The following is a 23,596-nucleotide window of genomic DNA, read 5'->3' on the forward strand; positions in this document are numbered from 1 at the left end:
GTTTTCATTTAGTTAATACGAGTTACCATGGTAGAATATTCTCCAGTCTCTACAGTATAAGAATCAAATGTGGATATTAAAATCTCTTCCATAAATGAAAGGCCTGGCGCATAAATAAAACTTCCACCAATTTTTAAGGATTTTAATATCTCCATATACTTTGTTGCATACTTTTCATAATCTCCATCAGGTCTCAAGTGATGGTGCATAAAATGATTTGAAAATGCCATATGAGAAATGACAGTTCCCCAAGTGTCTGGAACGTACGTATACTCAAGCCAATCCACTTGATATATTTTATTGTTCAGATTCTGAACATTTCGATCCAACCCGTATACAACTATGTCATTTTTCCTTAAAAAGTGAACAAGGTTTGCCTGTTGTCCACATCCAATATCTAAAACAGGCTGTTTAACCTTTGACAAATAGATACCTAATAATCTCATTTGAAACTCAGAAGTATATTCAGCACATTTTATTTCAAGTACATCCGGGCTTTCCCTATACTTTTTAAATATCTCTTTACCGTTTGAATCTAATAAAAAGCTCTGTAGATTTTTATAATGGGAACGAAACAACTGATCAATTTCTTCTTCAGATACTTCCTTTTGATTACAAATTTCATATACCTGTTGAAGCAGAGCTTCATAGACTTTTTGAAGTTGAAGATAATCCTTTTGGGAAAAATTTAAATATTGATTCACCTCAACGAATAAACGAATCGTTTTATCTGAAATGTATTTTGCCAGTTTTTGAGTTGTGTCATTTAAATGTGCAGTTTCTATAAAATTGGCGATATCTTTGGATTTTTGTTTGAATAAAGCACTAGTTTCTTTGGAAGAATTTAAAACGAATCGTCCATTTGTCAACTCATAAAAAAGACTTTTATTTCGATTGTGGAATAACTGTTGTTCGATTAAATTTTGAAAATCTGATATGGTAAACATTTTCTCTCTCCTATCCAAAGCCACATTATTCATTGAACTTCTATCATGGTAAATTTGTTAACCGTATATTTAGTTTGAATAGATCAAGAAGACCTTTGTTTAATTTTCAGAATCTTGTTCATAAAGGTATTCCCTCATACTTATAATTTCTTTTTATTTTTTCACCGCATGAACATAGTGAATTGTCTCAAAGGCCGATAGGTAATCTTTTCGGTTTTCAAAGTATAGATTTTGAATTTTTGAAGGTGATAAATGTTCATAGATGAGCAAACCAGATTTTTCTAATATTCCCTTGATTTCAGAGTATGGAAAACACGATTTCATTGGCTCTCCACCTACCGCAGCCATTTTCACCATGTTTTCTACTCTATTAGAAAATCCTTTCTCCTCAAAAAGTTTTTCATCGGCATAGTCGAAAACAATCGAGCTCCCAGATGGGACTTCAGCGAATAATTTCTCAATCAAGCTTGATAGTTCATCTTTCGTTAAATAATAAGATACACCCAGTAAACTAATAAATGTTTTTTCATAGCTAAAGCCCTTCCCAAAAAGTTTTTCGTACGAAAATATTTTCGTGAAATCCATCGGAATAAAATGAAGATTCTTCGGTATTTTTAAATCAACTTCAACCAATCTTTGTACTTTAAATTCCTGTGTAAATGGATGATCAATTTCAAATATTTCAAGAGTGTTTTCCAATTCAGGGTGTCGTAAACAAAAAGTATCTAAGCCTGCCCCGAGTATGACATATTGCTTTACCCCAAATTTAATTTCATTTTGTAATACATTTTCGCAATACGCAGCACGTGCTAAAGGTGTCGGTGATAACTGAACTTGTGTAATCCATTTTAAAATTTCCTCCGGATTACCTTTATATTTTTTCGCAATTTCTTTGTTAAAGAACTGAATGCCTTGAACCATATTCTTTTTAATGTCATGATATTCTTTTTGTGAAATTAAGTCTTTAGCTATAAAATCATCAAAAATTTTTGGTGTATCGAATTGACTATGGTAAGCTCTACCAAAAGCTGATATTAATGAAGTTAAACTTGATTCATTTTGTTTCATGTAATAATCACCTCCATTAAAATAGTGATAAAACAAGACAATCTTCCATCTAAATTAATAAAAGCTAATTTCTTCATAATCAATTTCATAAACATATTGCTGAATAACTGATTTTCTACTTGGATGAATTTTGTTTATAAATTTAATAAATTGATCCTGCCATTCACTTTCAATCTCCCTTTTTCTAATATTAGGTGAAGAAAGGTATATAGAATTATTTCTTAATTCTTCATAGAACACTATTTTTGTCAAGATAGCTAGTTCTACATCACCAAAAGTCTTAAAAAGTTCTTCATATTCATCGTTCAATAAACAATCGGTATTAAGTATATCGATATAATCATGAAGGGAATGAAAATTTGTCCGAATTATATCAATCTTATCCACTGACTTTTCACAATTCATGATTTTCTCAATTAATAACCGAAATCGATGATCGCTCATTCTATCGGATGCGTTAAAGGTGGTTAAAGGAGGAGTTTTCAATTCTTGTTCTAAGATAACCACTGTTTGCAGACGGTTATGCTTAACAACACTTTTTAACCTCTTTGCCAAATTTATTCCACATTGTTTTATATAATATGACATTAGAGAATCACTAATATTAAAATGATGGAGTAATTTTTCTACAGCTTCTAAAATAATCAATTGTATTTGACTATCACTCATATTACTAAATAGATTCTTTATCTCTTTATATTGTTGTACCGAGATTCTTATTCTACTAGGTAATTCTCCTGATAAAACAGAAAAAACTGCATTATTTAACACTAACTCAAATATATTAAATAACTCAATTCGGTAGTCAAACCCACACATTCTCCCATAATTAACTAAAAGATCTCGAAGATCATCTTGGTTAAACATTTGGCAAAATTCTGTTTCAATTTTTAAATAGGTTAAATATTGTTTAAGATAATAAACACCTTGAATAGTCATATCATCAATTGCTAACGGATAATCAATGCTAGCCATTGTATTATGTGCATCAAAAACGACTTCATATTTTTTTAGAAATAAAGGTATGGATTCATCGATTGTTATATTATAAGAATCAACAGCAACATCTAATTTATTATTTCTTATCTCCTTAAAAAGAGCTCTCGTCTCCTCAAGACAATCCTTAACTATCTTTACTCCCTGTTCATATGTGATTTCCATATTATTTTTTTTAACAAAGTTGATAGCATTTTCCGGATCACCTAACTGAAACAAAAAAGCATCTACCGCATATAATATGGAAGTTAAAATTTCCTCAGCCACATCAGAACTAATTGAAGAGCTCTCTTCTCTTGTGTACCTCCTGATTGACTCCTTTAAAATCTGCATTAATTGTATTTGAACTTCATACACTTCTTGACTATTGAGTAACCCTTCCCTTAATCCTACGTTTAATAAAGATATTGTATATTGATTTCGTAATAGTTGAATGTTATTTATCTTTTTCTGTTTTACTAACAACAAATCATTATGTTGTTTTTCTAATCCCACAAATGCTCATCCCCCTCAAATACAGACTTTCTAAATCGAACATCACTTCTAAACCTTTGTGCAAATTCATCAAGCTTGCTTTTTAAAAGCTCCAATGACCCACCACAAACACCGTCGAAGTATTCCCTTATAATATCTACCAATTGAGAGTCACTGATACGATCTTCGGTTTCATTTTTCATGTAATAAAATATCTCTTGTAATTCATTAAGTGTCAATTGATAATTCTTATTATCGATATAAGGGGAAGTACAAAACACCTCTGCTAATTCTTTAATTACACTAATATCCGTTTCCACTCGACCATAGTTATAAAGTATTTGATTTCTAGAAATAATCATGTCCTTTATTTCATTACTAGTGAGCACCAATCCATATTGTTTAGTTTTTTCATTTACTTTTAATACTTTATCTGTATATTTCTCTAAAATCGATATATCTAAGGATTGAAAAAACTGAGGCAATAGCATGTGCTCTTCCTCCTTTTGATAAAAAACCACATTCAACTATTGACTTTTAATCTAAAATATGCTATTGTTATAATTGGCTTATTTTATTTTTTAAAGGAATGCTATTATATTCCTTTTTTACCCGGCTGTCAATTCTTATTTCAAAATGGGGTGAGTCAAGTTTTTGTGGGCAATGATTTTTGTTGCCAAAAATCGAGCGCCAACTTTTTGTGAATTCTGTTTTTGACATACCTGCAGAATTTTAGTGTGTTGAAAATTCCGTCACACTCCTTGTAGTCCCCTGAGAGCTTGTGTAATTGGTTTCCCAATAGACTGCGTTAAATAAGGCACGTTGTTTCGAACACTCTCTTTGACAGTCTTTCTAACTTGTTTTTTATAACTCTTTTTATTCTCTTGTTTATCTTCAATATTTACGGATTCATCGAATCCATAATTGATATGAACTGTTAATCGATCATGCTTTGATATCAATCCCCGAATCATTTGTCTCGCCCCTAAATCGCTCCAACTAGTTCCATTCTTCATACGCCTTGCCATAACACGCATAGTACTTTCTGCATTACCCATCCGACGCATGCCTTTGGTGTCTATGCCTTTGGCTTCAAGCCATTTTCGATAGTCTTTAAATGCATCTGGGTTGTTTTCAATTTGGTTTAGAAGTTTTTCTGCAGCTTCTTCCAATTCCAGGGTAGATAGTGTTCCCATCGCTGTATTTAATTCAACAATTAATTGGTCAACATTATAATCAAGAAAAGCGCGTTGGATCGCATTTTTTCTCGGGTGACCTCTAAAGATAGTTTTAATTTCCTTCGCAATATGATAACGGTCAACGATGACGTAAGCATTTTTTCCAAAGTAGTCCTTGGCATCTTGAATCCAAGAAGCTTGGTCACCATTGATAACTAGGAGATGGACCATCGGATCATACTTAAACGTGTCATAAAGAAAGTGTTCAACTGCCTCCCAAAATGGCTCGTCTGTTTCATGATGGAAATGCCGTTTATGTATCAACGATACACGCTCACCATTTACTGACCACCCTTGGTGGACGGCAACCATTTTTTCTTCCTTTGATTTTCGATGACTTCTTTGACGGGAAACATGTAATCCGTCGACTTGTATAAACAATACACGGTTTGTAATATGATCGCTTTTTGTTGGTAAAGAAATCTCCAGTAATCTTTGGCGAAGCCATTCATGCCTAACCACACGATAGCCTGCAATTTTCTCAAGGTTATCCGCTGCTGAGCGATAGGATGGGCCTTCTATTGCCATTTCAATTCCCAATTGCTCTATGAACAGGCTAGCCCCTTAAGCACCATTAAAATTGAGCTGCTGATCTAATAGATGCACATACTCACCGGTATTCCGATTGAAATAATAATTGCGATCAAAGAAGACGGACCCAAAGATGGTATCAATTTGAACGTTTCGTTTTCCTACATGCCGAAGACACTTCTTATCCCGACTTTCCATTAATTCAGTATCCATGTCCATTAATAGCTTTTTCATGATTTCGGAATATTCTTCTTGTAACTGTCGAAATAATTCAGTCTGTTAGAGTAAAATGTTTGTGGGAGAACATATACCCCATTCCTGGTGTTGGAATCGTAAGATTTCAACACCAGGAATGGGGTCAGCAAGCGAAGCGCGGTAGTTTTACTGGCTTTTTAAATGAAAAAGAGGACCTTCTTTTGTATAGTTATGTTTGCCGACAAAAACTAACAAAGGAGATCCTCAAATGAACGATATCATATCTACGCTAACAATGAAAGAATTAGAAAAAATTACATACAGCGCTTTACAGGAAAGTTTTTCTCAGGTCATGGCACAAACACTACAAGAATTAGATGAGGCGATTGCCACAGGAAGGGATAAGAAGAGGTTTTATCTAAAGGATAAGCGAACGTTAAAATTTGAATCCGTCTTTGGGCAAGTGGAATTGAAAAGAAATTATTATCAGGATAAGGAAACTGGAAAGTACGTCTATTTATTAGACCAATATTTAGCTTTTGATGGCACAAAAGGAATGAGTCCAGTTGTACAAGATTTGGCTATTGAATTAGCTGTTACAGGTGTTTCTTATCGTCAGGCCAGTCAAGCAATGGAGAGGCTTTTAGGTTATCCCGTGATTAGTCATGAAGCCATACGCCAGCAACTTTTAAATACTGAGGTGGTTCCCGAAAAATCTGTGCCACTTGAACAAGATGTTGTATTCGTTGAGGTTGACGGACTTTACACGAAAAGCCAAGAGAAAAAGAAAAAAGGACGAGAAGTTAAAATTGCCAGTGTGCATCAGGGCTGGGAAATGAATGGCAAGCGAGCAAAGTTAATTGAAAAACGGCATTTCATTCATCAAGGTAAACTGCCTTTTTGGGAAGAGTTTGAGCAGTATCTCATGGAAACTTATGAGTACAATCCAACCAAGCACCATCTCGTTATTAATGGGGATGGCGCGAAGTGGATTACATCCTGCCGAGAATATTTCAGGCACAATGCCACTTTTGTCATTGATCGTTTTCATGTAGCCCGCGATGTGCAGCGTCTGTTTAGAAAGCATCCAAGATATCGAGCTATTCGAAAGAAACTGGCAAACTATGATTGGAAAGGTTTCATGGTGGAATTAAATAGTGCAGTGGGTACACTGGAAAACGAAAAGAAAGAAGAACGGTTGGAAGAATTAATAGCGCAACTCTCTCAATATCCGGAGGCACTTGGTGACTATCGTGAGAAGTTGAAAAAGAAAGGCATAGATACAACAGAATTCCGTCCAATGGGGAGTGCCGATGGAACGATGAGTGTGTTCGCTAGACGGCTTAAAAATGGACGTAGCTGGTGTAATTTAGGTCTTGATAAATTCATCGATGTCTTTGTCGCACTTCAAGACAACTTGGAGATTAAAACATTGCAAGGAATACTTGAACAAACGCAGGAAGTAGAGCAGACAAGTATCCAAGCAAAACCACCTAAACACTTTGTAGAAAAACTGAGGGATAGCGCCGCAGAAGCGACGCGAAACAATCTTGGTTATTTAAAGCAGTCTGTAAGAAAACCAATAACAGCAGCTTTAAAGGGACTCAGAGGAATTTAAAAAAGGTAAAGTGTCACAACTAATGAAAGGATAAAAACATGAGAGCGTTATCAAAGAACGGACTAAACGATACAAAATAAGGGACTTTAAAAATCTCCCACAAGTACTTGACTCAATCATTCAGTCTCTAGTTCTTTTAAACTCAGCTTGGATGTGTTAAATTTATTCATGAGAGCCACTCCTTGTCTTTTGGGGTTTAGTCACTTTAAATATACAAGAAGTTGGCTCTCTTTTCTATGGCAATATAAATGATGATTTAAAGATGTACAGTTTTGATTGTATAACGATGTACAGAAATGTTTTTTTATGATTTGTCAATAAATATGAGAACTTTACATGGATCCTCCGCGGACATGATTAACATGCCAGGAAGCCAGTCCCCACAGAGTCTGGCATGGCTAATCAGGCTATCATGTCCGCTTCTCCATATAAAGTTGTTGAAGTACCGTAATCAAAACTGTACACTCTTATTTAATCACTTTTGTACATCCTTATACTATCATTTATAGGCAAAATTAAAAATAATTCTACCGCGCTTCGCTTGCTAACCCTGGTTTTTTCAAAAATGGACAAAAAGCACGTCCATTTCGAAAAAAACCAAGGATTAAATTTGTTGCCCAAAAAAACTAAAATTAATGTTTTTTATTTTTATTTGCCTAAAAACATTTTACTCATACTTCAAAATGCAACCAACTGAATATTCGGATAACATTCTCCCTTTTAATAGATTCTCCCTCATGGAGAGAATATGGATAATCTCCCAATATTGAATTCCTTTTCATTCATAATATTTATCCAATATTATTTAGATATCAAAATAGAGTGTTCTTCACCTTTATTTTGTTTGTACTTTTTCATCCCCTATTCTAAATTAATAATTTTTCTGTTCAATTTTTATAAACCTATTTACTCATTTACTAAGAAAGGTAGCAATAGTTAACACAAAAACATTTTCCTTGATAAATTAACGTTTATGGGTACTTATAAAAAGAGGTTAGTAATTCTCCAAAAGGACCAAACAAAAATAGAATAGCGATGATCATAATAATACATGCAATCCAAAATAAGAACTTTTTCACTAAGCCATCTCCTTTGTTAAAAAAATTAATATACACATAGTTGTATTTACCCTTTATCTAAACTCAATCCTCACAAAATTAAAAAGTCCAATTATACAAAATATTACGAATATAATAATAACAACCAAATAAAAATCTTGAAGAGACTGTATAACTCCGAGTTGGTTCTCTGGTGTCATTGCATAAGCTGGCTGGGACCACGGATAATACTTTCCATACTTTGAACTGGATATAAAGACATTAGGCATAACAAAAGCAAAATTAATGGCTATTGGAAGAGCAAAATTTTTCAATCGAGTGGATAGCCAAAGTTGTATTGCAATTAATGGCAATGTTGCAAACCATCCTCCGAAAAACAGTTTTAATACACTTATAAAAGGGAAAATCCCCGAGACCCCCATTAATTTCCCAATTACAAAAAAATACCCAAATAAAACCGTATTTGTCAAACCGATTAGAGACCACGCCCAAATCATTTTGGATAAGTAAACTGCATTTTTAGAAATTGGAAAGGCCAGCAATTGCTCCCATCCTCCATATGCATGTTCAAAACGGCATAAGAGGGCAACAAACACACTGGATAAAACTGGGCACAAAACCATACCATACAAAAATTCTACTTGCGTCCAGGTGCCCATCCACCCAACCATGCCCACTTCCTCAAACACATGCAGATTTGTCGTATAGTTCATTACCCCAACAATTGTAAGAAAAAGCGGAAGAAGAAAAATCATAGCCATATACTTGGATAACAGCGAATTTTTAACCATTCTGACCATAATATGCTTTTTAACATTCTGTTCCCCCTAAATCATTTCTTTTCTTGCAAATTGCAAAGCTCCCAAACTAACTAAGATAAAACCAACGATTAAACTTATACCAATCCACTCCCAGTGAAAGATTGGTGGTTTTACAATATGGGAAAAGTCTGTAATGATATTTTCTTCAGAAAGTGTGATTTGATAAGGAATAACCCAAGGAAAATATTTGGCAATACCAGGGGATGGCAACATAAATAATCCAGCTACAATTCCCAATCCACCTATAATAACAGGAATCGATTATAATGTATCCGTAGCATTGGACACTAAAAACAATAAAATAAGATAAAGATAGTAATATGAGTAAAAAACGAAGAACCTACAAACCAGAGGAAAAAGCAAATATCGTATTAGAAATATTAAGGGAAGAAAGTACCCTTAATGAGATTGCCCAAAAGTATGGTGTAAGTTCGCAGTTGATCAGCAGATGGCGGTCAGAATTTCTGGACAATATGCCAACGGTTTTTGACAAGAAAGCTACAGAGTTAGAAAAGCTCAAACAAGAACACGAAGCCGAAAAGGTGGAACTTATTAATCAAATAGGTCAACTTACCGTTGATTTGAATTGGCTCAAAAAAAAACAACGACAGATCTCGGAATGGAGGAGAAAAAAGAATTAATTGAGTTTGAGAATAGTGAGCTAACCGTTAAGCGTCAGTGTGAATTACTGGATCTATCCAGATCAACTGCTTATTATACCGTTCAAAACAGACAGCCAACCCAGGAAGAAATCAATATTAAGAATGCCATTGATCGAATACATTTCCTTGAACCTGCATTTGGCTCTCGTAGAATCCGACTGGAACTGGTCAAACTGGGATTTACTATCGGTCTAAAACTCACCCGTCGATACATGGAGGAAATGGATATCGTGGCTTTTTACCCCGGACCCAATCTAAGTAAACGGGATTTACAGACACGAACCTACCCCTACCTGCTTCGTAACGTAAGTATTACTCGCAGGAATCAAGTTTGGGGGATTGACATCACCTATTGTGGCACACCATCAGGTTTTATGTATCTTGTGGCTATTATTGATTGGTATTCCCGGTTCATAGTCGGGTGGGCATTAAGTAATGTCATGAAGACTGATTTTATCATAAGGGCCACTAAGGAGGCAATTCAAAGGCATGGAAAGCCCGAAATCATAAATAGTGACCAGGGAAGCCAATTTACATCAAAGGACTACATTAACTGCATTAAAAGTTATAAGTCAATAAAAATTAGCATGGATGGCAAGGGACGGGCAAAGGATAACGCTAGGACAGAGCGTTTCTTCCGTTCGTACAAGTGGGAAAGGCTCTACATCCTTTACCCTGAAACGGTTCCAGAATTAAAGCAAATGACAAGGGAATACATTGATCACTACAACTGGCATAGGCCACATCAGGCATTGGGTTATAATACACCGGCCAACATTCACTTTTTTGAATGATAATGAGGCAAGAACAACTGAACCACAGCGAAGCTGCCTGCCCTTGACTATGTGCCACTTCTTAGTGATCCACTGGATGGGGTTGGGGCCCCGCCAGTGGGAACTTAGAAAGTGATTGTCCGTGGTACACTGTTAGTGCGGATGACTGCCCTAAAAGGCATTTTTTCACCCATCCGCCGTTTAAAAAACTACCACGGACACAAACATGGTCAAGGGTGGTGGACTTGGGAAAACTTCTATACCAGGAAAAGATAACAAAATATAAATCGGGAAGGAGAGTTTATCTTAAAATATTGATTTTTGTGTCTTGACAAAGGGGTACATTACAAAGTCCAAGCAACATCCGAATCGTTGTCGTTTTTCCTGCACCATTAGGACCGAGAAAACCATAAATTTCCCCTTGTTGAACCTTCATATTCAACTTATCAACTACCGTTTGATTTTTATATTTCTTTGTTAAATTATTCGTCTCAATGACATATGAACTCATTTTATCCTCCCCTAAGTTAATAAATTTTCATATTTTACAAAATGATTTTGATAATAATTCGCAAAAAATATGTGCCCATTGCGACATTATTTATCCTCACCTCAAGATTCCCTTCTTTACAAAAACAGTTATTATTATTGTAAATAATTCATTGCAAAATGTAAAGTATTATTTGCATTTCGCAATATAAAATTGCCCTGTTTTTGAACACAAACTAAAAAAAGGTCCCTAACCAGTATGATTAGTAACCTTTCATTCAAGTTTTATTACAGTTGCTTTCCTAAGGGATATATTTTAAATCATAAATTATTCGGGAATTGTATGTCTATATGAGAACTTGCATAAAATTTTAAAGTTTTACTATTACGTGCATCCGTAAACATTGCCTAAAAATACCCTGAGTAATTAAAGTTAGATTCAGCAATTCCATACTTTCTTGCGACATCGGCTAATAAAATATTATCCATATCAAACATCGCCCCATATGCTGATTTACAGTAATTAAAATTTGTTTAATTTGAAGTTTGTTATTTGACCTTCAACGGAATAAGTAAAGACCTTTAAACCCAATATATTGTGGCTACTTTAACCTAAATTCAAATACTGGATAACGTTCCATAGGTTCAAATCCGAGTTTTAAAGCAAGCTTTTGTGAAGGAATATTGCTTTCTGTAGTTTCCCACAGGGGAAACATATTTTTTTCTAAAAAATAAGAAATTATCTTTATCGCAGCGAGAGTAGCATATCCCTTCTTTCTTTCCTCTTCTTTAAATGTATCGATGTCGATAAAATATTCCTTACCAAAAGTAAAACCGTTATTTTTGGCGATTGATAGAATCGTATTCCCCCTTTTAATAACTACCCCAACGGTCTTTTTAGATAATGTTGAGTTCTTTACATATGAAGTTTCCTCCAATGATTCTGGAATTATGTCAAAATTTCTAAATTCAACTTTCTCTTCATTTCTTTTGCTCCTTTTAGCAACTTGTAAAAACTTTTCAACGTTTAGCGTATACACTGATTCGTAATGCTTATCAACCTTTAAAAAATCAATTTCCTTCAAGGAATACTCTTCTAACTGTTTAGAATCATTCGTATATATTTCAAACCAATTTCTGCTCCTCTTCTTGCAATCTGGCATTACAATTTCTCGAAAAAATCGTTTTAACTCAGATTTTTCTTGATTAGTTGCTATGTTACCTTCTAAATACATCCACCTTCCAATGGCCCAAACAATAGCAACTTTGGGACTGTTTTCATGATCTACAAAAACTCTCCCTGGATAACTACCATGAATGACTGCAAATGCTGGAATGAATTGCTTTTTTTATTTAAAAAGCCTTTCTACGCTAGAAAAGGAACTATATTGTAATTCAATCATTTTATAATTCTCCCTTATTTATTTATTTCCAATATAAGCTTCTTTTGCAGTTCATTAGCGGCTAAAAGCGCTTCTTTATCATTATATACATCACCAGGTTTGTTTCCTCTTCCAATTATATAACCCTCAAAAGAAATACCAACAAAATCAAAAATATAATGAAACTGCTGTATCAACGGTAGACCTTTTATGTTTGGATAATCTCCTCCTACCGCAATTACATAGGCTTTCTTATTTGCCATGGAATGTTTAAAGTCAGGATATTTTTTATCCCTTAATGTCTGAGACCAGCGATCAATAAAGTTTTTCATGATGCCGGACATGCTATACCAATAAATCGGTGTTGCAAATACAAGAATGTCATGGGGCATCATACGTTCTATAACTAAATTGTGTTCATCATGAATCGTATGAAACCCCCCTTCTTCATGTCGTAAATCTTCAATGGATTGAATTTTAAAGTCCTTTAAATAGATTTTTTCTGCAGTAATCCCTTGAACCGCTTTCTCAGTAAGTATTTCAGTATTACCATTTTGTCGAGTTCCTCCGTAAATAATGGCAATAGACATACTTCATTCACTCCTTTATCAAAACAACAAAACTTTAGATTTACAATGAAAATTACTTACCCGATAACGTAGGTAACTTTAATTCTTTCCTCATACTTAATTGCTGAACTGCTGTTTGAAATCCAATCTGTTTTAACACCTTATAAGTTAGTTCACTTTCTCGGACCGGTAAGTTGGGAACTATTCGATTAAGAACGTTTTTAAAATCTCCAAAAATATGACCGAGCATAAAATAAATTACTTCCTCTGCATTTTTTAAATTTGGTCTTGCTTCACATTGGAACAAAATAGTACTTATATGATTCCCTTTGGAATTGAAGATCCTTTGATAATAAGCATAGCCAAGCACCTGTCCAACTTCGCCTTCAACGATGATTCCTTCGCCCTGTTTAGCACTCTGCCATTGCGTTTGCCAAGGGTTCATTGCTTTATAAAAAAATTGTTTGCCTATTTGCTGTAGCAACACTTGTTTAACAGTAACTTTTCTTTTTAAATGAGGGATTGGATTTTGACACAAAGCTTTATTAAGATTTAAATACTCTAATATCCCCACTTCTTTATATCCCATATCCTTATATAAGGAAATTGCTTTCTCGTTATCTTTTAACACCTCAAGTGTTGCAATATCTACACCGTTTTGTTTTAAAATAGAGATACTTACATCCACTAATTTTTTTCCTATACCTTTAGATCGGTATGCCTTGGCAACACCAGTTCCTCCATTCCAAGCAACTTTTTTACCGTTTATTTCTCTTATTCCATTTAAAACAATTCCTATCGGTTGTTTGTCGTCAAAGGCAATGATAGATAGACTAACGGATAAATCCTCCTTTACCATCCTTTCCAAAAACCTATCAGCGGTCATCTTGACATCAATTGAATACCCTTCAAATCCTGCATTCCAAGCATTAACAGCATCTGTTATTGTACAATCTTTCAACTTTTTAACTTTAACCAATTTTTAAATCTCCCAAAGATCAAAATTTAATACATAAATATACTCATACTTCCACAAATTCTTGTAATTATATTCCTTTAATCCTTAATCTGTTAAATACGATTTAATACTCGAATAGTAGTTAGCCAATAAACAATATATTGTCCTACACCTACTACACCTATACCAATTAATGGAATAAGAACATGACCAGAAAAAAGAAAACAAGCTCCCGCTATAATTGGCAGTGCAAAACTATAGTAAATATAAACATTCCGGCAAGCTTTATAGGTAACCCACTGTTGACCCTCATCCATCTCGCGGAATTCAGGTGGAATTAATCCAAACGGTTTAATTTGATTATCGGGATTCTTACGGTTGTAAAGCTTTATAAAAGTTAACCACAAAAATGTACAAAGTACTAATATCCCAAAAGATAATCTAGCTAAGACAACCAGTGTATTCGTTAGTGAAAGTGTCAAAAATGTAATGAGCAGTATAAATAAACCCATCGGTATTAATGGTGTACGTAAGATATGTTTCAACATGTTTAATCATTCCTTTCCTTTAAATAAAAAACTTCTTCAACAGAAACATTAAAAGCATTTGCAATTTTTAATGCCATCGTTACAGATGGGGAATAATCCCCTTTTTCAATTAATCCTATTGTTTGCCTTGTAACGCCAATTGCATCAGCTAAGTCTTGTTGTGTCCATCTAAACCGTGCACGTAACTCTCGAACCCTATTCTCAAGCATCAAGTTCCCTTCCTTCTAAAATAGATCACTATCATTGTAATATAAGTATTACAAAATGTAAATGATTATTTGCATCAACCGAGGAATGAATATTTTCAAAAGTTAGAAAATTCTTTTTGCAAAACTTAGCCTTAGAAAACTTAACATTTCAAGGATTCGCGGCTTTTTTAATTTTTTTGGAATTGCAAGATAAAGCATGAATTTGAACGTATTTGGCTTAATTATTAAACTCCATAAGGAAAAATCTAAAGCCTAAATTAACAAAGAGTAGAATTTACTTTTCCAATAACAATAGAGACCTTTTGGCGTTTTTCCTACTTTTATATCCCTCGATATTGATTAAATGAATTTATTTTGTGAGAAAATGCGCTAGTATAAATAAGAATTTAGGAGGAACAGAAACTATGACAGTCTCAATGCGTTTAAGAAATGCTGGCAATAAAAAAGGCAGAATCTATCCCCGTTGACAAGCTCTATCGTTGTGCTTACCTTTACGATATTAAGTATTCACTAGTTTCGGTTTCGGATATTTAACTATATGTTTATTTAGCTAAATCTTTAATATGAGTTTTCAAGGTCTTTCCTCAACCACCACATGTTTGGGGTGGAAAAAAAGACCATTATCTTGAACAAAACGTTTGGATCAATTCCAGAAATATTTCATTTCCCTAAACCCTACATCCCAAAGCTTTATATTTCCCTTAACGACTATCATAATCTTGCTTGTACGTTCAAGTGGAATTTCAAACATTTGTGGGAACAATTCCGGATAATTCATTTGCTCCGTTCCAGAGCCGGATAATACCTCACGACCATCGACTAAAACTCGTATACCTCCATCACTATCCATTAAGTCCGGTATTCCATAATAAAATGAAAAAATAATCTCCTTCTTGGACGTATACGTGTAGGTTTCACTTCCTTTGCTTTTGGCGTCAAATACATTATATTCAGGTTCAACGTTTTGACCGCTAACTTTAAAGCTGTACGGTTTTGTTCCTGCTGTTGTATGCCCGGAACTATCTTTCAGTTCATTCAAAGCTATAAAGGGACCCTCTGCTTTGGTCAACGTTTTCTCCACAATTCCGCAAATTGCTAATACCCCGATTAGAAGAACAATACACGAGATACCGGTAATAGCCATATTTAGCCAAAAGTTCTTTGTCCGATACCCCAGTTTGTACGCTCCGAATCCAATGCTTGCACCTAAAGAGTTTTGTATGGCATCGTTAATATCAAAGCTTCCGAGCAAAGTTAGTGCCTGTATGGTTTCGATCACGAGAATAGACAGGAAGAACAATGAAAAGAAACGAATAAACTTCACACGGAATAACAATGGAATCAATATGCCGAATGGAATGAAGGCTGCCACATTCCCTAGATCTACGAAATCCATCAGAGTAGGATGCAGAAAATCAGAAATCTTTGGCAAATGGTAGAACTCAATCGGAAAGAAAATAAAGGTGACCCCAGTCGTGCTTGCAGATGCACCTATTCTGCCGAAAGCGAAAAAAATAAAATATAGTATCAAAATAGTATAAAGAATAGTTACGGTAAAAATAACTGTACGTTTTTGTGGCAATGTTTTTTTGCCCTTGGCAGTCATATAAAAACACCTCCTGAAACAGTGTATCAAAAGTCATGTGTAAAATACATAGTATTGGAGAAAGCTGGATTACAAAAGAGGAGGACATTAAGACAAAATAGACTTCTGCAAAATGTATATGAAGATATTGACGTATATGGAACTCTTCAAGTAGAGTACAGGAATTGTTACTGAACTAAAGGGGGCTTCACAAAGAAGGAATGGCTCCTTTTTTGTGGAAATAATCTCATCTCTGGTTGTCTATCCGCTTCGTGGACAGAATTATCCTCCACACCGACTAAATATATTTACGGTTATTTCCACAAATTGACACGCCTGTTTTAGGACCGTTTTGCACAGTGGCAAACCGTGCAGGAGTATCCCTGCCACCTTTTCTAAAGAGTTGATTTATAAATGGTTCTGAACATAACTCACTACGAGTATATATTTTCATTTTTGTAAGCTATTATCACTTCATTTTTTTCAAAAATTACCATTGTTGAAAATGCTCCCCAAAGATAGAAGGAGATTTTTATTTTTAATCTGTCTACCAATGAGGAGTATTTCATAGTGCTGGAATCACTTTCTTCAAGTAGCTCGGCCTTATAAAAGTGTCTTTTACAAAGGGTACATTATAAATTTAAGGTCCTCTTCATAAATATATTTAGAATTTGAATCAAACGTTGCTCTTCTGCCATTCTTCTCGATTTAATTCTCCGTTTATTGCGGCTGCGGATCCAGCGCCTGAAGCAGCTGCAACAATAGATTGGTGCAAGTGTGTAGTTGCATCCCCCGCTGCATAAACACCAGGTACACTTGTTTTTCCAAACTCATCGACTTCAATTATTCCTGTATCCGATATACGGCAACCAAGTGCGACTGGCAATTCCGATCCAATTACCAATTCTGATTTGAAGAAAATTCCTGTGCACGGAATTTCTGTTCCATCTTCAAGCTTAACATGGTTTACCATGCCCTCATTTGATTGGATTGAATGAATTGGCGTATTGAATACCGGGATATTATGTGCACGCAATTCTTCACGTTCTGCTTCACTCAATTCATCAGGACCAGTTGTACAAACTACTAACTGCTTCGACCACCCAGAAAGCAATGGGACAAAATGCATTAATGTCGCTCCTCTGTTTATGACAACTAATTGCTGATCCCTTAGTTCCCAGCCATCACAATACGGGCATACAAACGCACTCTTACCATAGACCTCCGCCAACCCTGGTATACCAAGATCACGATCCTTCATTCCGATAGCAAACAACAGTTTTCTTGCGGCTATCTTCACCGCTGAAGCAGTTTCCAACAAAAATTGTCCATCTTCACCTACTATCAACTCGACCGTATCTTCCAAATGGGAAACCGACGGATACGTGCGAAGCTGTTCTTTTGCAATATTTCTAAATTCATGTGGGCTAATGCCATCACGTGTTAAAAAGGCATGAGCCTCTCTAGTGACTGCATTACGCGGTTGCCCCCCATCGATAATCAATGTCTTCTTCCTAGCTCGTCCTAATATAAGTCCAGCACTTAAACCAGCAGGACCTCCTCCAATAATAACAACATCAACTTCCTTCATGATTAACTCACTTCCTCTTATTAGATTAACTTTCCAAATGTGTATACGCCCAATAATTACTCTGTACATCTCATATGTTGTTAAGACCTAACCAGTACTACTGAAAATAACCATAATTCAGTTTATACTGTATTCTAACTGTGCTACGATGATTACATTACATGTTGGCATCACCTCCTTACATAAGAACTCATCCACTAGCTCATTTGACTTTTAAATAATTCGCACATCTTTGAAACACCATCGATAGGCGCTGATTTTCTCTGTATATGGATTTTTCAGTCATAAATCCCTAGTAAAATTCGATGACAGTTAGCGATATGAATATGCAGACTACGTACAGAAACTCCTCCTTAACTTTCGATTTTTTTCCTATAATCTTTCGGGGACATCGTTTTACAATACCGGATTAAAGATCGCTGTATCTTGAATCAACTTATACGGTACTTTTATACATGTTCATATTTGGAATCTCCTAATTTTTTTTATAATTTCATTAAAGATTTTAGAGATATATATTATCTATAATTGGTTGAAAGAATATGTGCTAGAAAACGATGTTCATTTCCTGCACAAGATCGGACATTTTTTTATTTCTCAAATGCTCTTCCATTTTTTCCTCTGCTGCCAATACTACTCTTTGAATCGGACAATCTGGCCCGTGATCGAAACTACAATCAAACAAAGAGGCTGATCCCTCAATCGCATGAATAATGTCAAGAAATGAAATATCTCCCCAATTTCGTTTCAGCCTGTATCCACCATTCACTCCTGTTATGGATTCAATCATACCAGCCTTTACTAGCTTGGTCAGTATCTTGGACAGATAAGTTGGTGACACCTTTTGCTTCTCAGCAAGCAGCTGAACGCCAACAGGTTTATCCGGAGTCGCTGCAGTAAGAAAAAGCATCGTATGTAGAGCATAATCTGTAGCCTTTGAAAACTTCATTTATCATCACCCTAATTAAGGATTTTATTTATCTATAATAACTTGAATGTTGTTAGACGCCAAGTATAATGCATGGGCAATTATATTATAGTAGTTAGTCGAACTTCTTGAAAATGCTCTAATCGTGACTATAAATCCCCATTTCTCTCGTTATGAATGGTAATGCTTCTCTTATATATTCTTCTGCAGACACATTACTATGATATTGTCAATCTATTGTTACTCTATGCACCCAACTTAGTATAACAGCTTATAACCTATCCTTCTTTCTAATAATAGCTTGTAGAAATATTCTTTTAGTTCTTTTTTTATAATTTTTATATATTTGATTTGAAGGTTTCAATGATTTTCATACATTGAGAATTAAGTAGAGTTTGGAATTTAGTATTTGAAATAACAATTCTACGACGTAAACTCGATTTGTCTTTTCTGCTTATTTCATTCTAGCCTTGACTTTTATTAAATAGTCTATCAAATTTCAAGTAATGTAACATGTACTTTGCAAGTGTTATGACTGCAAAAATCAACATTAAAATTATTGTGATGGAAGCGCCTGGTGGTGTACCCAATTCATAAGAAGCGACTAAACCACTTAACATGCCGACAAGTGCAATGACCATTCCATTTAATATGACACCGTAGAAGCTTTTGCTTAAACGAAGCGAGATAGCTGCAGGTAAAATGATAATGGCTGAGACAAGTAAAATCCCGACAATCGGCATTATTACTGCTATTGTGACCCCTGTTAACACATTAAACAAAATCGACATCATTTTAATAGGCAGGCCAACTGTAAAAGCTGTTTCCTCATCAAATGTAAGAACATACATAGGTTTTTGATATATTAAATATAATAATCCGATAATAATCGTTAATCCTAGTAACATCCATATTTGTTCTTTGTTAATAGTAACAATTGAACCGAATAGAAATTGCGTTACACTTAATGTAGTTCTACCAGCACCTATTTCCATCAAGACAAGCGCTACTGCCATTCCGACAGACATTAATATGGCAATCGAAATTTCAGAATATGTGCGATAAATCTGACGCAAAAATTCAAGTAGAATTGCGATGATGATTACCACGAGAATATTGGTCCATGTCGGATTGATACCAATTAACAGACCTAGCGCTACCCCAGCTAACGAGACATGAGATAAAGTATCTGCCATTAGTGATTGCCTACGCAATACCAAAAACAATCCTAATATTGGAGCGATTAATGAGATTAAAAATGAAGCTTGGAAAGCTCTTTGCATGAATCCATAGAAAAACATCTCCAAGGTGAGTCCTCCTTCCGTATCAACTCAATGTGTTTATTAGCGTAGTGACGAATCTCTTCATGATCGTGTGTAACCATTAAAATACCCTTGTCATGCTCTGTACTATTGTGCTTCAATAATTTATAAAATTCATTACGTGAATGTACATCCATTCCAATTGTAGGTTCATCTAATATAAACAAATCTGGATCTGTTGAGAACACACGAGCAATTGATATCCGCTGCTTTTGTCCACCTGATAATTCCCCTATCTTTTTATGACGCATCTCCCACATTCCCACTGATTCAAGGGAACGACGAACATGCTCTTTATCTTCTTTATCTAACCTTTTAAACCATTTGCCTCTTTGAAAACGCCCTGACTGCACCAGTTCTAGTACAGTGCTCGGGAAACCTGCATTAAAGGAAGCGACCTGTTGGGAAACATAGCCTACAACTAACTTTTCACCCATACGGTTTTTAGATGAAAGTTGAACACTTCCTTTTGATGGTTTAAGGAGGCCTAAAATATTCCGCAAAAGTGTTGTCTTAGCCGCACCATTTTCTCCCGTAAGCATCACAAAATCTCCTGGATCTACTTCAAAAGAAATATTTTCTAGTACTGGTTCATCTTCATAATGAAAGGCAAGATTTTTCACTTTAATATAATTCATATTAAACAACCTTTCTATTAGTTAGTTTATTCTTTCTACATATTCAAAATATGTAGCATATATAGCTATCCACTCATCTAATTAATCAACATATTATTGAATACTTAACTGTAGAGATTTCAGGTTCTCACGCATTGCGTCTAAATAGCCTAAATTCTTATCATGTAATTCTTTAGATATTACTTCTAAATCATATAGTACTGCTGTCTCCGTTCCTGTTTCATTGGCGACAGTTTGTGCAATTGCTGAGTTAGCTCCTTGTTGATAATAGATAACTGGCACATTATATTCTTTCACTAAGTCTCCAATCTCTGCAATACGTGAAGGACTTGGTTCGACTTCTGTAGATAAGCCACCAATAGCAATCTGCTCTAAATTATAACGCTTAGCAAGGTATCCAAACGCTTGGTGTTGTACGACAAACACCCGATTTTTTGCATCTTTAAATGCGGATTCATAATTTTTATGCAATTCATGAAGTTCTTTAATAAATGATTCCGCATTTTTTTCGTAGATGTCTTTTCCATCTGGATCCGCATTAATAAGTGCGTCACGGATAACCTTTACTTGCTCTTGTGCCAAAACTGGATCTAACCAAATATGAGGATCTTGATTGTCATGATTGTCAATTAAAACGGACACTGGCTCTGATTCTGCGTAAACATTATGATCATTATCATAAAGTACTGCTTTAACTTCAAAACTTTCTTCAGACGTTTTATACTCAAAATGGTCCGTTTCTTGACCAGTGACTACTTCCCATTCTTCATAATGGTTTTCGCGTGTAAGCCATTGCCAATTCTCAAGGTCAGTCTCTTCTTTAAGCTTAGCAACAAGTGAAACGACATCTCCTGTATGATAATGATCAGCAATCCCGATTATATCCACTTTTGCAGCTGTTTCTTCACTTCCATGTTCGTGGTCATGGTTTTGATCGTGTCCATGATGATTATCAATAACAATTTCTATTATTTCTGACTGTGCAATTTCATTATGAGCTTCATCATATAATACCGCTCGCACCTCAAAACTTTCTTCAATTGCTTCATAATTGAATTCAGGTCCAAATTGATTTGGAACAGTTTTCCACTCCTCGTCAGAACCTTTTCTTGTATACCAATGCCAATGATCATAATCTACACCTTCATCAATTTCTGCAATTAACTTAATCATGTCACCCTTATGATAATGGTGCTCAACACCATTAATTGTTATAATTTCAGTAGCTTCATGATTTGTTTCATGATGATGACTATGTCCGTGGTCATGATTGGCTAAATCAACACCATCCGCTGCACGAGCTATAACAAGATTATCGTTTTCAATTGTTTTGAGTAGGCTGCTTACCCAATGCTCCATATCTTCACTACTATAAACAAACACGTCTGCTTCATTGACATGTGCCACGTCTTTAGCACTTGGTTCATAGTGGTGTGCATCTTGCCCATCAGAGACCATTAACATTACGTCTGCTCGATCCCCAGCTACTTGTTTAGTAAATTCATACATTGGATAAAATGATGTTATAACCGAAAGCTTATCATCTGAAGTGTTTTCTTCATTTTGACAGCCAAAAAGAATAACACCAATCATTGTAATAAGTAAAATTGCCACTAAGCTATTTCGTTTCATTTCTTTCTCTCCTTTTACCTACATTAAAAATTTATCTCCTTTAACTCCCTCTAAAAATGATTCATTATCAAATGTGGTGGTGAGAAATATATCTTTCTCGATTTTTAAACCTTTTTTGACTAGAGTCTTTCCCTCTTCTTTGTCTTTTTGTTTCACAGCTTTTGGTGAACAAAGAGGGGGGAGTCTGTTTTTTGTCCTATTTTTAGGTATTGATTCAACTCACCACCACATTCATTATAGAGCCCTATAAATCTATAAAGGTTTATTTTTTTCTAAATAAAATATCTTGAGAAGAATAGAAACAGACATTGTCACTGATACTGCTTTTTAACATCTTTATTGGCAAGTTACTTCTAAAATGCCACTAATGAGCTAACATATCACGCACTAGACCTTCTGCATCTAACTCCGCTGGATAATATGTTGGCCAATTCGTAACTTCTTCTAATAGTTCATCTCGATCATCTCCCCAGTATAAATGGAAATGATCTGAGTCGACTGGAAAAATATTATGATCGCTAAATTGAATATATTGAGGCATACCTTCTGTTCCATCTACTAATTTATAAATAAAACGAACTCCTCTATTACCTTTTTCATAAGTAAGGATTTCATATCCATCTGATTCGTACTCACCTGAGTATTCTTTACCATTTTGGTAGAATGTTACAACATTATTCTCAATCTTGATGTGATCTACATCTGTTTCATATCCTACTGTGTAATACTCTTTATACTCTTCAGCAGTCATATCTCCGTTTTTTGCTTTATGTTCAAACACAACATCTAAATCTCCAGATAAAAGATATGGATAAACAGACTGCCAATCTCCATCCCAATCAGATAACTCACGGTCTATCACTTGCTCGTCTTCAAAATATCCTTGATAGATTCGTTGACTTGCTTCGTCATGTCCATGATGATCATCAATGACGATTTTAACTGGCTCTGATTGAACGATTGGCTCGTGATTATCATCAAACAAAACAACTTTTAATTCTAAGCCATCAGTCGTTGCCTCGCCTATGAATGTTTCTGTTTCCTGACCTGAAACGACTTCCCATTCTTCACTTGTACTTTCTCTACTATACCAGTGCCAATGTTCATACTCTGATTCTTCATCTAATACAGCTGATAACTCAATTTTATCTCCAGTATGATAATGCGCTGCGAGACCTTCAATTTTTATCCCAACTTGTGTCTCTTCATCATTCGAATGCTCATCAACGTGATCGTGTTCCTCATCATGAATTTCTTCTTTCCCTCTTACTTGCTCTTCTTTCATTCCTTGACATGCTGTTAAAACCAAACAAAGTAATAACGAGCTGAATAAACCAATTAGTAGTTTCTTCATTTTCTCATCT

Annotated in this window: 19 protein-coding genes and 3 pseudogenes; 2 read left to right on the forward strand and 20 right to left on the reverse strand. The window is 35.0% G+C overall.

Going from position 1 to position 23,596, the window contains the following annotated elements:
- Nucleotides 1-8: 8 nt before the first annotated feature.
- The 5 genes and pseudogenes from BN2144_RS01750 to BN2144_RS01770 all read right to left on the reverse strand — a co-directional run.
- The gene (locus tag BN2144_RS01750) at nt 9-947 is read right to left on the reverse strand and encodes a class I SAM-dependent methyltransferase (RefSeq protein WP_033826653.1); all 939 of its coding nucleotides are present in this window, start codon (nt 945-947) and stop codon (nt 9-11) included.
- Between the two features lie 153 nt (nt 948-1,100).
- The gene (locus BN2144_RS01755; protein WP_033826654.1) at nt 1,101-2,015 is read right to left on the reverse strand and encodes a class I SAM-dependent methyltransferase; all 915 of its coding nucleotides are present in this window, start codon (nt 2,013-2,015) and stop codon (nt 1,101-1,103) included.
- Between the two features lie 54 nt (nt 2,016-2,069).
- Complete coding sequence (locus BN2144_RS01760; RefSeq protein ID WP_042337476.1) at nt 2,070-3,506, reverse strand: DUF6179 domain-containing protein; 1,437 nt, start codon at nt 3,504-3,506, stop codon at nt 2,070-2,072.
- Nucleotides 3,497-3,976, reverse strand: a complete 480-nt coding sequence (locus tag BN2144_RS01765) for a DUF6323 family protein (protein WP_033826655.1) — start codon at nt 3,974-3,976, stop codon at nt 3,497-3,499. The genes BN2144_RS01760 and BN2144_RS01765 overlap by 10 nt, the downstream gene beginning before the upstream one ends.
- Nucleotides 3,977-4,237: 261 nt before the next feature.
- Nucleotides 4,238-5,515: pseudogene (locus BN2144_RS01770) on the reverse strand (ISLre2 family transposase); the annotation flags it as partial.
- 202 nt (nt 5,516-5,717) lie between these two features.
- Between BN2144_RS01770 and BN2144_RS01775 the strand changes: the two are divergent.
- Nucleotides 5,718-7,067 carry an ISLre2 family transposase gene (locus BN2144_RS01775; RefSeq protein ID WP_033826656.1) on the forward strand — a complete coding sequence of 450 codons (1,350 nt, stop codon included), beginning with the start codon at nt 5,718-5,720 and terminating at the stop codon, nt 7,065-7,067.
- 1,132 nt (nt 7,068-8,199) lie between these two features.
- On the opposite strand, the gene BN2144_RS01780 is transcribed toward BN2144_RS01775, so the two are convergent.
- Nucleotides 8,200-8,916, reverse strand: a complete 717-nt coding sequence (locus BN2144_RS01780) for an ABC transporter permease (protein WP_187366947.1) — start codon at nt 8,914-8,916, stop codon at nt 8,200-8,202.
- A gap of 36 nt (nt 8,917-8,952) precedes the next feature.
- Nucleotides 8,953-9,183: a hypothetical protein gene (locus BN2144_RS01785; protein WP_033826657.1), complete on the reverse strand. Its 231-nt coding sequence runs from the start codon at nt 9,181-9,183 to the stop codon at nt 8,953-8,955.
- Between the two features lie 83 nt (nt 9,184-9,266).
- Between BN2144_RS01785 and BN2144_RS01795 the strand changes: the two are divergent.
- A pseudogene (locus BN2144_RS01795) lies at nt 9,267-10,402 on the forward strand (IS3 family transposase).
- Between the two features lie 328 nt (nt 10,403-10,730).
- Here BN2144_RS01795 and BN2144_RS01800 read toward each other — a convergent pair.
- From BN2144_RS01800 to BN2144_RS01860, 13 genes and pseudogenes are all read right to left on the reverse strand, one after another.
- Nucleotides 10,731-10,892, reverse strand: a pseudogene (locus tag BN2144_RS01800) (ATP-binding cassette domain-containing protein); the annotation flags it as partial.
- 580 nt (nt 10,893-11,472) lie between these two features.
- Nucleotides 11,473-12,207, reverse strand: a complete 735-nt coding sequence (locus BN2144_RS01805; protein WP_082026028.1) for a GNAT family N-acetyltransferase — start codon at nt 12,205-12,207, stop codon at nt 11,473-11,475.
- Nucleotides 12,208-12,287: 80 nt separating this feature from the next.
- A complete protein-coding gene (locus BN2144_RS01810; protein WP_033826662.1) occupies nt 12,288-12,842 on the reverse strand; it encodes a flavodoxin family protein in 555 nt (184 codons plus the stop codon).
- A gap of 52 nt (nt 12,843-12,894) precedes the next feature.
- The gene (locus BN2144_RS01815) at nt 12,895-13,800 is read right to left on the reverse strand and encodes a GNAT family N-acetyltransferase (RefSeq protein ID WP_033826663.1); all 906 of its coding nucleotides are present in this window, start codon (nt 13,798-13,800) and stop codon (nt 12,895-12,897) included.
- A 92-nt stretch (nt 13,801-13,892) separates the two neighbouring features.
- Nucleotides 13,893-14,327 carry a hypothetical protein gene (locus BN2144_RS01820; protein ID WP_033826664.1) on the reverse strand — a complete coding sequence of 145 codons (435 nt, stop codon included), beginning with the start codon at nt 14,325-14,327 and terminating at the stop codon, nt 13,893-13,895.
- Nucleotides 14,328-14,329: 2 nt separating this feature from the next.
- Nucleotides 14,330-14,539 (reverse strand): helix-turn-helix transcriptional regulator, encoded by a 210-nt coding sequence (locus BN2144_RS01825; protein WP_033826665.1) that lies wholly within the window; start codon nt 14,537-14,539, stop codon nt 14,330-14,332.
- A 640-nt stretch (nt 14,540-15,179) separates the two neighbouring features.
- Complete coding sequence (locus tag BN2144_RS01830) at nt 15,180-16,142, reverse strand: VanZ family protein (protein ID WP_033826666.1); 963 nt, start codon at nt 16,140-16,142, stop codon at nt 15,180-15,182.
- 655 nt (nt 16,143-16,797) lie between these two features.
- Complete coding sequence (locus tag BN2144_RS01835) at nt 16,798-17,712, reverse strand: NAD(P)/FAD-dependent oxidoreductase (RefSeq protein WP_033826667.1); 915 nt, start codon at nt 17,710-17,712, stop codon at nt 16,798-16,800.
- Nucleotides 17,713-18,259: 547 nt separating this feature from the next.
- A complete protein-coding gene (locus BN2144_RS01840) occupies nt 18,260-18,661 on the reverse strand; it encodes an Rrf2 family transcriptional regulator (protein WP_033826668.1) in 402 nt (133 codons plus the stop codon).
- Nucleotides 18,662-19,104: 443 nt separating this feature from the next.
- Nucleotides 19,105-19,947, reverse strand: a complete 843-nt coding sequence (locus BN2144_RS01845; RefSeq protein ID WP_033826669.1) for a metal ABC transporter permease — start codon at nt 19,945-19,947, stop codon at nt 19,105-19,107.
- Nucleotides 19,893-20,600 (reverse strand): metal ABC transporter ATP-binding protein, encoded by a 708-nt coding sequence (locus BN2144_RS01850; protein WP_033826670.1) that lies wholly within the window; start codon nt 20,598-20,600, stop codon nt 19,893-19,895. The genes BN2144_RS01845 and BN2144_RS01850 overlap by 55 nt, the downstream gene beginning before the upstream one ends.
- Before the next feature lie 93 nt (nt 20,601-20,693).
- Complete coding sequence (locus tag BN2144_RS01855; RefSeq protein ID WP_033826671.1) at nt 20,694-22,232, reverse strand: metal ABC transporter solute-binding protein, Zn/Mn family; 1,539 nt, start codon at nt 22,230-22,232, stop codon at nt 20,694-20,696.
- A gap of 364 nt (nt 22,233-22,596) precedes the next feature.
- A complete protein-coding gene (locus BN2144_RS01860; protein ID WP_033826672.1) occupies nt 22,597-23,586 on the reverse strand; it encodes a ZinT family metal-binding protein in 990 nt (329 codons plus the stop codon).
- Nucleotides 23,587-23,596 lie beyond the last annotated feature (10 nt).

Source organism: Bacillus andreraoultii, from assembly GCF_001244735.1.
GTDB classification, from domain to species: domain Bacteria; phylum Bacillota; class Bacilli; order Bacillales; family Caldibacillaceae; genus Caldifermentibacillus; species Caldifermentibacillus andreraoultii.